Source organism: Pseudomonas sp. AL03 (assembly GCF_029960815.1).
In the GTDB taxonomy this organism is placed as follows: Bacteria; Pseudomonadota; Gammaproteobacteria; order Pseudomonadales; family Pseudomonadaceae; genus Aquipseudomonas.
Genome location: NZ_JASBRE010000011.1, coordinates 73110 through 86724, shown reverse-complemented (window position 1 = coordinate 86724; position 13615 = coordinate 73110). Strand labels below are relative to the sequence as shown.

The window sequence follows — 13615 nt, the reverse complement described above, 5'->3', positions numbered from 1 at the left end:
ATTCCTTAATGACGTTGTTTAATCAACAAATAGAGAAAAAAGGGTGTGCCCAGTACCGCGACAAAGATGCCGGCCGGTAGATCCAGGGGCAAGAACAGCGTGCGCCCGACCAAATCCGCCAGCATGACCAGGCTTGCCCCGACCAGGGCCGCCATCACGGCCTGTCCACCGAAACCAGGTGCCACCAGACGTTTGGCAATATGCGGCGCAATTAGCCCGACAAACGCGATCGCCCCACCCCAGGCAATGGCTGCACCGGCCAACGCCACACTGACCAGCAACAAACCGGCCCGCAGCCATTGCACGCGCACGCCGATGCCCTGGGCCAAGTTGTCATCCAGCTGTTGCACCATCACCTGACGGGCCAACAGCACCAGCAGCGGACAAATGCCCAACAACCAGCCCGCCAGCGCCAGCGGTTCGGGCCAACTGGCGCCGTATACGCTGCCAGTCAGCCAAACGTAGGCAGACAGGGTGGTGGTCAGCGGACTGAAGACCAGGATGAACGTGGTCGCGGCCGTCAACATCGCCGAGACGCCCACACCGATCAGCACCAGCCGCAGCGGTGAAGTCCCCCGCTTCCAGGCCAGCAAATAAATGGCCAGCGTCGCCAGAGCCGCACCGAGCATCGCGGCCAGGGGCAGAAACTGTTGCCCCAGCGTCGCGGACAAGAACGACAGGTAAAGCACGGCGGCGGCGCTGGCACCGCTGGTGATGCCGAGCAGGTCGGGCGATGCCAGCGGGTTGCGGATAATGCTTTGCAGGATCAACCCGGACACTGACAACGCAGCCCCCACCAGCGCCGCCAGCACAATGCGTGGAAAACGCAGTTGCTCGACGATCAACGTCAGGCTGGCGTCCTGACTGGAAAACAGGATTCGCATCACCTCGAGGGGCGAGAGGATGACTTTCCCCAGCGACAACGAGCCGAGCATCACCAGCACCGTCAGCACCAGGGCCGCCGCCAGCCGCCACCATGTGGAGAGATTGACCCGCCGGGAATACCCGCCTCGGCGCCAGGTCACCACCTTATCCATAACGGCCTCCACGCCGGGCCAACATAATGAAGAACGGTGCGCCGAACAGCGCCGTCATCACCCCCACCGGTACCTCCTGCGGCAGGATCAATACCCGCGACAGCGTATCCGCCAACAGCAGCAGAATGGCGCCGAGCAGCGCACATCCAGGCAGCAACCAGCGATGGTCAATGGATAACCCCTTGCGCACCATGTGCGGTACCAGCAGACCGATGAAACCGATGCTACCGGCCAACGCCACCGCGCTGCCTGCGAGACAGATCACCAGCACGCTCATCAGCAGCCGGATCAGGCCGGTTCGCTGCCCCAGGCCCGTGGCAATCTCTTCCCCGGCGTTCAGTACGTTGACCTGGCCAGCCAGCAACAGCGCACCCGACAACCCGAACACATCAGTCAGCAACAAGGGTGCGGCGCTCGATAGGTTGCGTTCGGTCAACGAACCGGCCAGCCAGAACAGCACCGTGTCCAGGCCATCCTGATTCACCACCAGCAGCGCCTGGCTGCAAGCGGAGAACAACGCGGCAATCGCCGCACCCGCCAGCACGATGCGCAGCGGACTGAGACTGCCTTGCCCCATGTTACCGATCAGCCACACCAGACAACCCGCCACGGCAGCGCCAATGAACGCACACCCTAGCCAGGCATCCGGGGATGACAGCAAGAAGATCGAGGAAAACAGGATGATAGAAAAGGTCGCACCGGCACTGATCCCGAACAGTCCGGGTGATGCCAATGGATTGCGCGTCAGTGCCTGCATCAAGGCGCCCGCGACCGCGAGACTGGCGCCTACGGAAATCGCCATCAAGGTGCGCGACAGACGCGTAGTGGTCACCAGTACATGACTGATACTCAACGGGTCGGGATGGACAAACGCCGCGGCAATCTGTGGCAGTGGAATCCAGGTGGCACCGACCGCCAGGCTTAACACGCAGCTCAGCAGCAACACGACACCCGCGCCGCACAGTTTTACACCGGGGCTCATGAGCTCACCTGCGCCGCAGCCACGCGGGCAACGTCGTTGAGCATCAGGTTCGCCCCCAACATCCCGCCCGACAGACTCCACGCGACGCCATCGACCTGCCACACCTGCTCTTGCTGCGGGGCACGCATCTGCTTCCACAGCGGGTGTTGCACCAGACTCTCGTAGTTACGCTGCACCGCCGCGTTCTGCCCGCGCAGGAAAACAAAAAAGATGTCGGCATTCACCACGGCAAGGCTCTCCTTGCTGGTGAGCTTGATCGATACCCCGCTCGCCTTCCGGCTGCTGTCACTCCAGTTGAAGCCCAGTTCGCTGAGCACGGAGCCCGGGAAACTGGCCGGCAGATAGCTACGGATGTGGTCTTCGCGGATATCCAGAATCGACACCGTGGGTGGCCAGCGTCCGGCAAATGTCTGCTGCAGTTGCTCGCCCAGCTGTGCCACGCGCTGCTGCCATCGGTTCAGAATTTCGTCGGCCCTCTGTTGCTGGCGTAAGGCGGCGCCCATCAGCGCCAGGGTCTTTTTGAACTCAAACACCTCATCCAGCATCAGCAGCGGGGCGATCTGCTTGAGTAATGGCGCAATGCGTTCATGGCGATAGCGCGAGGCAATAATCACGTCCGGTTTGAGCTGCGCGATGTCCTCAAGACTGGGCTGGGTTTCCAGCCCAACATGGGGCACAGCACCCAGTGCTGCGCGCAAATAGCGATAGGTCGGTTTTTCGCTCCAGGAATCAACCACGCCACACGGGGTCACGCCCAACACCACGGCGCAGTCGGTGGCTCCCTGAAACAGGGTGATCACCCGCAACGGCACGGCGTCGGCCGCAGCCCACGCCGGCGCGGAAAACCTGAGGGCGAGCGCCCCCAGGGACAGGCGCAACAGCGTGCGCCTGGAGGGATCACGTCGTGGCTCAGGTTTCACGATCGAGCCTGTGAAACGGATTGACCACCTGCCCTTTGCCAAACGGCATGCTGCCAGGGCCACCCGCACGTTCGATCATCGGAGTGAGCAGCAATTTCTGCGGCCAGTGCGGCGATTCGAACAGCTGGTGCTTGATCATGATCCGCGCCTCGGCGTCAAACCCGATGGTGTCGATCAACTCGTTGAGCACTTCGCCCATCGCCTTCCACAATCCGGTCGCCGGCAATGCGTAGACCTCAGCCAGCGTATCGATGATGGCGCGGACGTTGACCTGAATACCCAGGGTCTGCAACCAGAACAGCAGGTCTTCAGGGCGCTCGTGGTACAGCGTGTTGGCGTGCCCCTTCTTCAACCGGTAAGCCGGGTCGGCCAGGCCGTTGCGTTCCAGCCACGGCACAAAGATGCGCAACGAATCGTGATCGCGCAACAGCAGGCCCTGCGCGTAACCCGCCTTCCACACCAGCACTGCATTCTGCCCGTGAATTTCCCCCAGCATGCCGATGCGGAACATTCTCAGGTTGATATCGAAGAAGCTGTGGCACAGCTCGCGGAACAGCGTCATCACCGACGCGGCGTTGGCCGGCAGTTGGCGGTAGGCCATCCAGTCATCGAAAAAGTGCTGGTTGCTGCCCGGCAGCGGTGTGCCCAACGCGGCCATGGGCACCAGTCGGGTGTCCGGATCTTCCAGCAGCGCGGATGGATAGCCGCGAACCATGGCCGACAGGTGGCGCGGCGCTTCGTCGAACAGCGTCGCGTCCGGCGGCATGAATGCCCACCATTTGGTTTCGTCGCACAGGTGCAGCGACTGCTGCAGCGTTTGATCTTTGCTCAGTGCCTGACGCAACAACGCCTCGCTCAAGCCGCCGTTGATCATTTTTACGGCGGGCAGATAACGCGAAGCGCCCAGCGAATAGATCGCCATGGGCAACTTGAGGTAATCGGCACTGTTGAAGCACGGGGTCATCGAGCGCAACGACGAGGTGGCGAAGAAATCGCCCTCGGTGAAGTCCAGTCGATGGCAGTCACCCTTGGCGAAGGCATCGCCGAGTTGCGCCTCCAGCACGTGTTCGAACTGCCATGGGTGCACCGGCAGCGCGACGTGGCTCTGGGCAATGCCCCGTTGCTGCAGCTCTTGTTGCAAGTTGGCCTGCAACAGCGGCGGCAACAGGTAGTGGGCGGGATAACACTGCGCCAGGTCCGCCACACCGTCGCCACATTGCAGCAACGTGCGGTCGACCGCGACCCAATTGAGCGCCACCGGACGAGCAAATTCCGCCTGATACTGCTGATATTCGGTTTCGCTCAAACCCTGCTTGGCTTTGGCCAGCGGGTGGTAGGGACGATCACGCAGCGAAGCCCACTGTTCCATCGCCAGGAAAAAGCCCGCATTGCTCTTTTCCAGCAAGTGTTCGCTGTCAACCCGATGGGTCAGGGACAACTCGGTTTGCCTGACGCTGGTGCGCAATACATCCAGGAACAGGGCGAAGCCTTTTTCATTGTCCGGGTAGCGATCGGTCATCCCTGCCAACACCTGGGTCGTGAAGGTCTCGGGTGACAGCGCGGTCAGTTGGTCATTCTGTCGAGCCCATACCGGCGTGCCTGGTACTTTTTCCCATTGCTGGGTAATACCGGGACGCAGGGCAATGACGATGCAACCCTGCGGTTCGCTGGGCCATTCCCAGATCCGCTGCCCGGCGCTCAACCCCGTAAACGGCTGATCGGCCGATGACGAGGGCGCCACCAGGTTCAGCGGCTCGGTACCAAAAAAATGTTCGGCCAGCAAACAATCGACCAGATCCTGCATCACCCTGTCGGCGGCCATTGCGGTGAAGTTCATCCGATTATTTTCCTTCTGCTGAAGTGGCGGCCAATCTGGCCTGGAGGGCACGAAAAGCGATGCCACGCTCGTCACCCAAAACAAAGCTTTTTACGCCCCGCGCCAACCACCGTTCGTGGTCGCCTGCCTGGCGTGGAATCGCGCAGTACGGCACACCCGCGGCGCTGGCTGCCTGCCAACTGGAGAGCAGCGCTTGCTGCACCTCGGGCCGGTCGATCTGCCAGGGCATGCCCATCGATTGCGATAAATCGGCAGCCCCTTCCAGAATCATGTCCAGGCCAGGCACCGCGGCAATCTCTGCCGTCCGCCGCACACCTTCGGCGCTTTCGATCATCGCCACGATCATGACCTGCTCGTTGGCCAGCGCGACGTATTCCGCCAGGCTGTGTTTGCCAAAAGCGCCGGGGCGCCCGGCATTCAGGCTGCGGGTGCCCTGCGGATGGTATTTGCAGGCGCGAATGCTCTCGGTCAAGGCTTCAGGGCTTTCGATCATCGGCAACACAATGCCCTGAGCGCCGCCATCGAGCAGGCGCAGCAGGGTTTTCGGGTTGAGGTCCGCCACCCGCACCAGCGGAGTGATCGCGTAACTCTCGGCGGTGCGAATCATGTTCTCCACGGTCTCGGGATTGATCAGCACGTGTTCCATATCGATGATCACAAAATCGAAACCGGCCTCGGCAATCAGTTCGACGGCCGCTGGCGACGGAATCGAGCTGATCAGGCCGTAGACCGGCTCACCTGTTCTGAGCTTCTGCTTGAGCAGATTGGTCCTCAGCATGATTGCGGCCGGAACGCGTGCAGCGGATTCGGCACCGATTTGAAACGACGTTCGCCGTCGCCCAGCAGGCGGCGCTTGGTCAGCTCTTCCACTTCATAGAAAGGCGCGAAGACATCAAACGCTGCATAACGCGGGCGGTGTTGCGGATGTTCGACTTGGTAAGCGCTGATCACCTCGGCAGTCATCTGCCAGAACAGGGCTTCTTCCAGCTGATAGTGCTGATGCAGGAAGATCGCCATCTCGGCCAGGGCAATGAAAAAGAACGAATCACAGGAAAAATCCCGGACTGCATCCAGGTCGTCGGTGAGGATGAACGAGTTGCGGTTGAGCTTGGCGTGGCTGGCGGGCAGCGGCACCAAGGTCGGGCACAAATCGGCGCGCCCCAAGTGCTGCGGTGAATAGCGCACGCCGTCGTGGAAGTCTTTCAGGGCAATACGTTGCGGCCAGCCCTGCTTCACGATCAGGACGATGTTCTGCCCATGGGATTCCATGCCGATGCCTTCGGCGTAGAGCATGTGAATGATCGGCGACACCGCCACCTGCAACAGTTGACGGGTCCAGGCGTGCAGGCCGTATTGAGCGATCCAGGCATCGATGAACGGGGTTTGTTCCCCCGGTCCGTAGCGATTGTCCACGGAACTCAAGCCATTGAACGGCACCGCTTGCTCATCGTCTTGCAGGTACTGGTGAATGCTCTCGCGCCACAGGGTGCCCATCGTGCCGTAGGCCTGGGACATCCGCGTGGCGGGCAGGTGATCGTAGTCAAAACTGACGCCGACCACCTCTCCGAGAATCACAAAACCAAGATCACGGGCGGTGCTGTCGCTGCCGATCAACTGCTGCAACCAGTCGGTGATGATCGGGCCGTTCATCACCGTATGCCGGGCCAGAATTCGGGTACTGGAGGTATTGGTCATGCTCAGCGCGAGCTTGACGTAAGGCCGCTTTTTTTCAGTGACATTGGCCAGGGTGCGGATCGATTGCTGCGCCTGATAGCGATCATCCGTGGTGCCCAGATAGATCACCTCGCCGCTGACCAGTTCTGGGTAGAACACTGGAACGATGACGTTTTCCCACTGCCACGGGTGCACCGGCATTAGCCAGTAATCGCCCATCGACTTGCCTTGGTCGGTGAGACTCTCAGCCAGTTGCTGCCAGCGCTGAAGTCCGAATTCCTGCTGGATAAACCCGTCGTAATCCAGGTGCCGCGAGATGTTCATCGCCCCGCAGGACTTGGCCACGGCCAGCCAGACAATGGCGATGGGCGCGGCAAATTCCGGCCCGTAACTGGCGTTGTCCTTGAGCGAGAAACCGATGCGCGATTTGTAGCAAGGGTGATAGCTGTGGGCGTCCATGAAGTGCTGTTCCAGGGCATCGACGTCCAGTTGATGCGACGGCTTGGCCGCACGATAACCCTGACTGCGCGATTGCAGATCCTTGAGCAGCGTTTGTTCAAGCTCATGGGTGAAGCGTGGCAGATGCGGGCTGTCCTGAAGTTCGCTCAACAGCTCCGCCAATGCCCGATGAAGGTGCGGCCGGCTGCGCGCGCCCAATGCATCTACACGCTCGATACTGGCGTAGTCGAGGCGGATCAGCTCGAAGCTGGTGCTGAGCAATCCACTGCAGTGGTACTCCACCGGTTGTTGCTGCGCATCGAGGCCGCTGACGACAAAACGGTGCTGGCCACCATCGAGGGGTGAATGGCGATACGGCAGGACGTTTTCATACAGCAGCGTTTGCAGCAGTTGGCCCACCACGCGCTGCTCCACGTGCTGATAGTGGCGCGGATCGGCCGTCGCCAGCCAGACGCCTGGCGCTGAATCCGCAGCCTGATGTGTTGCCTGTGAAGAGGTCGCCATAGTCATAACCTTGTCCATGAAAGAATTAACGGTGTTCGAGGGCTGAGGGAAGTGCCTCGGCCGACTCGTCGGATGCGGGAACTGGAAAACGCCAGGCACAGGGCAATGCCAGCAGAATGAGAATGCCGGTGGCCATGAAGACCTCGCTGATCGCCCCCGGGGTTGCCACCGAAACAATGCCGCCCGCCGAATCGTCGGCCAGGCGAAACTCCAGCCAGAGCGAGGCAATCACGATGGCCAGTGACGAGACGAGACGACGGGAAATGTTGTTCATCGCCGCGCCCTGAGTGACCATCGGTTCAGGCAGCGCATCAAGCCCGGCGGTGGTGATGGGGATATAGGACAGGCCCAGCCCGGCGCCGCGGACCATCATCAGAAAAAACACCATACCGATTGAAGCGCCAACCCCCAGCATGCCCAATCCCAGCGTGGCGCCCCCGGTCAGCAGCATCCCCCATAGCACCACTCCGCGCGGGCCGTGGCGGTCCAGCCACTTGCCGCCGAGATGCCCGAACAGGCTGGCGAACATCGCCGTGCACAGCAGCGACAAGCCGGTCCAGATAGCGCTGTAACCCATCACCACTTGCACCAGCAGCGGCAGCAGCACCAGACATTCGAACATGCCCACCGACTGCACCACGGCGATGATCACGCTCAAGCGATAACCGCGCAGGGCAAAGATGCGCAGGTTGAGCAATGGCGAAGTCCGGTTGAGTTCCAGTCGTACAAACGCGACCAGACACAGGATCGCCGCCACCAGCATGCCAAGGTTGAGAGGATCAGTGAGGGCTTCAGCGTGGCGCAGACGGCCAACGGCGATCATCAGCAGGCCGATGCCCGTCGCGATCAACAGGTAACCCGCCAGGTCGAAAGGTTTGCGCTCTGACGCTTCAGAGGCCGGAAGCACACCGACACCCAGGATCAGCGCCAGCAGGCCAATGGGCACATTCATCAGGAACAGCGAGCGCCAACTGAACCACTCCAGCATCAGGCTGCCGCACAAGGGTCCCAATGCCGGTGCCAGCATGACCGCCGCGCCCCATAGGCCAGTGACCCTGCCCCGCTCGCCCTTGGCGTACACCGAAAAAATGATCGCCAGCGACAGCGGAATCATCAGCCCGCTGGCGATGCCTTGCACCACGCGCGCGGTAATCACCAGTGCGATGGAGTTGGCCAGCGCCCCGAGCAACGAACCGCAGACAAACAACGCCACGCCCCACAAATAGAGGGATTTACGCCCCACCCGCTGGCTGAGAAAACTGGTGAGGGGCATGGTCATGCCCATGCTCACCATGAACGCAGCCACAATCCAGGTGGCCAACAGCGGGCCGATCTCAAAGGCCTCCATGAATGCCGGCAACGCCGGGTTGAGCGAGCTGTTGTTCAGGCTGACCGTCAGCGTGCCCAACAACACATTGACCACCACCAACCAACGCGGCACGGCAAACGTCAATCCCACGGGGCGACTCCGGCTTCTTGTACAAACACCTGCGGTGGTCGCGGATGACAGAGGAAATCGGCATGGGAAATGTTGTAGCCATAGGCACCGGCCAGCGGCAGCACCAGCATGTCGCCGACTTCGACGCCCGTCAGCGGGCAATCCCGGCTCAGCACATCCTTGGGCGTACAGAGTTGCCCGACCACGGTCCAGTCCTGATGCAACGCGCCGGGTGTTGCTTGATGCCTGGGCAGATGAATGACCGGGTGATCATGTCCCTGGGCTACCGGCAAACGGAACTGATGGGTGCCGCCCCGGCAGACCAGGAAGTGCTTGCCGTGACTGGTTTTCTTATCCAGCACTTCAATGGCGTAGTAGCCGCAGAAGGCGCTGATGAAACGACCGGGCTCAAAGCGCACGATGGGCGCATCGACACAGGCTGCAAGGCTCTGCCCCAAATGCGCGCACAGGCGCTGCCAGTCGAATTGCTGCGCCCCGAGGTAATTGACACCGATGCCACCGCCCACATTGAGGTGGGTGATCGCCGTGGGATTGGCCGACAACGCCTTCCATTGCGGCCAGCGCTGCAGATACAGATCAAGCAATTGTTCATGCCGTTCCACCAGCGACTGATGAGACATCGCATGCACATGGAAGCCCTTGAGCCGCAGGTGGCTGGCGTTATCGACCCAACTGACCGCCTGGGCCAGTTCCGACTCATCGATCCCGAACGGGGTGGCCGTGCCGGCCATCGCCAGTTTGCTGGACAGCGGCGACGGCAGTTCGGGGTTGATCCGCAGCAATACGTCTTGCACGCGCCCCGCTTCCAGTGCCAGCCGCTGCAGACGGACGATTTCATTCAGACTTTCGATGTGAATCGCTTCGACCTGATGTTGCAGCGCCGAACGCAGATCGGAATCCAGTTTGCCGGGGCCGGAGAAGATGAACGGCTTGCGCGTCGGGCAGGCCTGGAGTCGATCGATCTCACCGCCGGAGGAAATCTCGAACCCGTGCACCAATGGCGCCACGGCGGACACTATCTGCGGTTCACTGTTGGCCTTGATGGCGTAGTAAAGCTCCACGCCTTCGGGGAGCGCCGCCATCACCTGCGTCACGTGCTGTTTAAGCGCGTCCAGGTCGTAGATGAACAGCGCCAACGGATCTTCGTGCTGCGTGCGGGCTTGGTCGATGGCGGCCACAACCATTGCGGGCAATTTATCCATGCTTGGCCTCCTTGCCCCACGGGGACACCAGGCTGACGTAACCGGCCTGGCGATCGGCCTTGGCCGCCAAGCGGACCTTAAGGTTGGTTTTGCAGGCAATCGGCTCACCGGCGATCAGTGCATCCAGCTCCGGCGCAGCGCGGGTCAATTCGGCGCGGATGCTGATCAATTGCTGCTCGACCCGTTGCCACATCAGCGGCGCCAGGTGCGGACGCTCCCAGCTCAGGGCCAGCACAGCCTCGGACAAGTTGTTGACGAACAGGCAATAAACGATGCGATCCCAACCTTGCTGGCGGGAATAGAGCAGCGACTCACGCACCCGTGGATGAACGTCCGCGTCGATCCGGGAAGCACCCAGTTCGTCGGTCAGTTTGACCCCTTCGAAATCCCGCAGTAGCAAGCGTTGTGGACGACCGTTGTCATGCACCAGCACGCTATTCTGCAAATGCGGCTCCATCACGATGCCGTGGTTGAAGAACAGCGCCAGCACCGGCCGTAGCAACAGCGCCTGATAGTCGTCGAACCAGCTCAACAGCTGTTGGTCGTGAATGTCGTTGCCGTTGAACCGGCTCAGGAACTCATGCACCAACGGCGGTAAATGCAGGCCGCGAGCGAACAACGTACCGGCCATGATGCTGCAATCGGTGCCGGTGTCGAGGCAGAAGTTCTCCCGCAGGATCGCCCCGGTCTGTTCGCGAAACCAATGGTTATCGGCTTCGCTGGCCTGTTGCGGCGCCCAGCTCAGAATACCTGGTTCGGCCACCACCGAGAGCCCGCCAAGAGTTTCAGGCCGGGTCAGTTGCAGGTTACGAAAGATGCGGTCGATCATCAGTGCGCTTTCCAGTTCGTACCAGGCGTTTTTCCTGACGCAATTGGTGATGCGCACGTTCAGCGAGCCCTTGATGAAGAACTCATGGCCCTCGATGTACCAGGTACGGATGGACGCCGTGGGGTTGGCCATCAACCCGGTGGCGCCGAGGTCGACGATGGCCGCGGATTTCAATAGACGCTGAACCCGGCCATCCTGCATGAACAGCTGGGCCTGTACCGGATGCATGCAGATAACCGCGTGCCCTGGCCGCGCCTGCGCTTGATCGGCAAAACCGGCCAGCACTTGGGCTTTGCTCAGGCCGTTGGCCCCGACGTTCAATCCTTCCAGCGGCACTTCGAACAGGTGCAACGGCGTGCGGGCCTGGAATTCCGGGGCATAGGTTTCCTGGGCCAGATGAGCTGGCCACAGGCGCGCCTTGGGTGCCGGATGGTTCGGATGACCGAACCACAAGCCCTGCTCGCTGGCCAGGTAACCGCTGAGCGGTGCCGGGTGCTGGCCGTCCATGTTGTGGGCGATGATGGCCGCGGTCAGTAACTGGCTTTGCAACACCTGATCCAGCAACTCGTCGTTGCTGGCGCGGGTCATGTGTTCGCAAGCCGTGAGCAACTGCTCGACGAACTCGGCAAACCTCAGGCACGACCAGTCGCCCTCACCGCGCCGGGCATAGACGTCCGACAGATAACGATGGCTGCCAAGGCCATCACGACGGTCCACCATCACAAAGAACTGCTGCTGGTTGGGCAGGTTGATGGTCAGGGGAATGCCCCTCCATTCCAGGCCCTCAAGGTAACTGCCCGGGGCGATACCTTGCATCTGCGTCGGCCAACTGTAACGGAGGCAGTTTTCCGGCAAGGCGAACTCTTTGATCAAACAATTAAGCAACGCACGCGTCGTCGCCAACTCACTGACCATAGTCGATAAAACACTGCGATCTGGATGATTCATGGGTGCTCCACAGTAGCCCGTGAGGTCACTGAATACGTTATATCGCGGAAGAAAATTAGTTGCTGGCCGACCTAATTAACAGCCGACAGACCCCCACCTAACGACATCACTTCGCTGAACCTTTTAAATAATCGAACGACGATCAAAGTTACTTGAGCCAATGCCATAAAACTGCAACTCGGCGAGGTATTAACGTAACTTCGACTGTTTCATTCAAGGGCGCAATTGCAATAAAGCTGCCGCCACGGCGTTATCAACACGCTGGATCACTTGCTGGCATTGCTCATCGTCGATAATCAATGGCGGCAACAAGCGAATGACATTGCCCTTACGCCCGCCGCGTTCCAGCAACAGGCCTTGTTTGAAGCACTGTTGCTGAATGGCCACGGCCAGCGCCGGGTCCATCGGGAAATGCCCGTGGCGATCAGCCGGCTGGCGCTCGTCGACGATCTCGATGCCCAGCATCAGGCCGCGACCGCGCACTTGGCCAAGAGCTGGATAATGCGCCTGCAACTCGACCAGTCGGTCCTTGAGCCACTGGCCACGGCGCTCGGCCTGGGCGGCGAAGTTTTGCTGTTGCAGCACCTGCAACGTGGCCAGCCCGGCGGCCATGGCCATCTGGTTGCCGCGGAAGGTGCCGGCGTGGTTGCCTGGCTCCCAGGCGTCGAATTCACGACGGATGCCCAGCACCGCCATGGGCAAACCGCCACCGACCGCCTTGGACATGACGATCAGGTCCGGCTCGATGTCGGCGTGTTCGAAGGCAAACATCTTGCCGGTGCGTGCGAAACCGGTCTGCACTTCGTCGAGGATCAGCAGAATTCCGTGCTTGCGCGTCACCTCGCGGATCGCCCGCAGCCAGCTCGCTGGGGCACAGTTGACCCCGCCCTCACCCTGCACCGCTTCAAGGATCACCGCCGCCGGCAGTGACACGCCGCTTTCGACGTCTTCGATGAACTGGGTGAAATAGTGGGTCAAGGCCTCGACCCCGGCCTCACCGCCAATGCCCAGCGGGCACCGGTATTCGTGGGGGTACGGCATGAACTGCACCCCGGGCATCAGGCTGGCGATGGCATTTTTCGGCGCGGTGTTGCCGGTCAGGGCCAAGGCGCCGTGGGTCATGCCATGGTAGGCCCCGGAGAAACTGATGATGTTGTTGCGCCCGGTGTAGGTCTTGGCCAGCTTCAGCGCGGCCTCCACTGCATCCGCCCCGGACGGCCCGCAAAATTGCAGGCAGTAATCACGGCCTTGGTTCGGCAACAGGCTGAGCAAGGTTTCGCTGAAAGCGTCCTTGACCGCGGTGGTCAGGTCCAGGGTGTGCATCGGCAGGCCTGAGGCGAGAAAACTGTCGAGGCTGGCCATGATGGCCGGGTGATTGTGCCCCAGGGCCAACGTGCCGGCGCCGGCCAGGCAGTCGAGGTAGATGTTGCCTTCGACGTCGGTGACCCAGAGCCCGTGCGCCTTAGCGATTGCCAGCGGTAACTTGCGTGGATAACTGCGCACATTAGATTCGAACTTGCTTTGTCGAGCCAAATAGTCGGCATTGGTTTTTTGCAAAGGATTAGAGTGCAATACGCCATCATTCAACATCGCTTCACCCTCGTTAAATTCGATATGCAACTTATTCTCATTAACAAATCGTTGCAACTAATTCTTACAACCTATTTGGAAATTTACATATAGCGATTTTGACTATTTTAATAATAATCAGGCACGCAAAAAACCAAGTTAATAAACCTGGTATAAATTCCGGAAGTGCCATGA

Annotated in this window: 10 protein-coding genes; all 10 read right to left on the bottom strand. The window is 60.7% G+C overall.

The genetic code is table 11. The annotated features are described in order from the left end of the window. Positions 1 to 5 precede the first annotated feature (5 nt). Positions 6 to 1037, bottom strand: coding sequence for an iron ABC transporter permease (locus tag QK293_RS13055; RefSeq protein ID WP_282377680.1), 1032 nt, complete (start codon positions 1035 to 1037; stop codon positions 6 to 8). Next, positions 1030 to 2019, bottom strand: a complete 990-nt coding sequence (locus tag QK293_RS13050; RefSeq protein WP_282377679.1) for an iron ABC transporter permease — start codon at positions 2017 to 2019, stop codon at positions 1030 to 1032. The genes QK293_RS13055 and QK293_RS13050 overlap by 8 nt, the downstream gene beginning before the upstream one ends. Further along, entirely contained in the window at positions 2016 to 2939 is a 924-nt protein-coding gene (locus tag QK293_RS13045; RefSeq protein WP_282377678.1) for an iron-siderophore ABC transporter substrate-binding protein, read from the bottom strand. Before QK293_RS13045 ends, QK293_RS13050 begins: the two co-directional genes overlap by 4 nt. Next, entirely contained in the window at positions 2929 to 4776 is a 1848-nt protein-coding gene (locus QK293_RS13040) for an IucA/IucC family protein (protein WP_282377677.1), read from the bottom strand. The genes QK293_RS13045 and QK293_RS13040 overlap by 11 nt, the downstream gene beginning before the upstream one ends. 4 nt (positions 4777 to 4780) lie before the next feature. Beyond that, on the bottom strand, positions 4781 to 5554 hold the full coding sequence (locus QK293_RS13035; protein WP_282377676.1) for an aldolase/citrate lyase family protein: 774 nt from the start codon (positions 5552 to 5554) through the stop codon (positions 4781 to 4783). Then, positions 5548 to 7419, bottom strand: coding sequence for an IucA/IucC family protein (locus tag QK293_RS13030; RefSeq protein ID WP_282377675.1), 1872 nt, complete (start codon positions 7417 to 7419; stop codon positions 5548 to 5550). The genes QK293_RS13035 and QK293_RS13030 overlap by 7 nt, the downstream gene beginning before the upstream one ends. A 19-nt stretch (positions 7420 to 7438) precedes the next feature. Continuing rightward, positions 7439 to 8866, bottom strand: coding sequence for a DHA2 family efflux MFS transporter permease subunit (locus QK293_RS13025; protein ID WP_282377756.1), 1428 nt, complete (start codon positions 8864 to 8866; stop codon positions 7439 to 7441). Next, positions 8863 to 10074 (bottom strand): type III PLP-dependent enzyme, encoded by a 1212-nt coding sequence (locus tag QK293_RS13020; protein ID WP_282377674.1) that lies wholly within the window; start codon positions 10072 to 10074, stop codon positions 8863 to 8865. Before QK293_RS13020 ends, QK293_RS13025 begins: the two co-directional genes overlap by 4 nt. Then, complete coding sequence (locus tag QK293_RS13015) at positions 10067 to 11851, bottom strand: IucA/IucC family protein (protein ID WP_282377673.1); 1785 nt, start codon at positions 11849 to 11851, stop codon at positions 10067 to 10069. The genes QK293_RS13020 and QK293_RS13015 overlap by 8 nt, the downstream gene beginning before the upstream one ends. Positions 11852 to 12064: 213 nt before the next feature. Beyond that, entirely contained in the window at positions 12065 to 13441 is a 1377-nt protein-coding gene (locus QK293_RS13010) for a diaminobutyrate--2-oxoglutarate transaminase (RefSeq protein WP_282377755.1), read from the bottom strand. Between the last annotated feature and the right edge of the window lie 174 nt (positions 13442 to 13615).

What these genes read in the sequence shown, in the direction of transcription:
- QK293_RS13055 (WP_282377680.1), bottom strand. Translation starts at nt 1,037, where the DNA reads ATGGATAAGGTGGTGACCTGGCGCCGAGGCGGGTATTCCCGGCGGGTC.
- QK293_RS13050 (WP_282377679.1), bottom strand. Translation starts at nt 2,019, where the DNA reads ATGAGCCCCGGTGTAAAACTGTGCGGCGCGGGTGTCGTGTTGCTGCTG.
- QK293_RS13040 (WP_282377677.1), bottom strand. Translation starts at nt 4,776, where the DNA reads ATGAACTTCACCGCAATGGCCGCCGACAGGGTGATGCAGGATCTGGTC.
- QK293_RS13035 (WP_282377676.1), bottom strand. Translation starts at nt 5,554, where the DNA reads ATGCTGAGGACCAATCTGCTCAAGCAGAAGCTCAGAACAGGTGAGCCG.
- QK293_RS13030 (WP_282377675.1), bottom strand. Translation starts at nt 7,419, where the DNA reads ATGACTATGGCGACCTCTTCACAGGCAACACATCAGGCTGCGGATTCA.
- QK293_RS13020 (WP_282377674.1), bottom strand. Translation starts at nt 10,074, where the DNA reads ATGGATAAATTGCCCGCAATGGTTGTGGCCGCCATCGACCAAGCCCGC.
- QK293_RS13015 (WP_282377673.1), bottom strand. Translation starts at nt 11,851, where the DNA reads ATGAATCATCCAGATCGCAGTGTTTTATCGACTATGGTCAGTGAGTTG.
- QK293_RS13010 (WP_282377755.1), bottom strand. Translation starts at nt 13,441, where the DNA reads ATGTTGAATGATGGCGTATTGCACTCTAATCCTTTGCAAAAAACCAAT.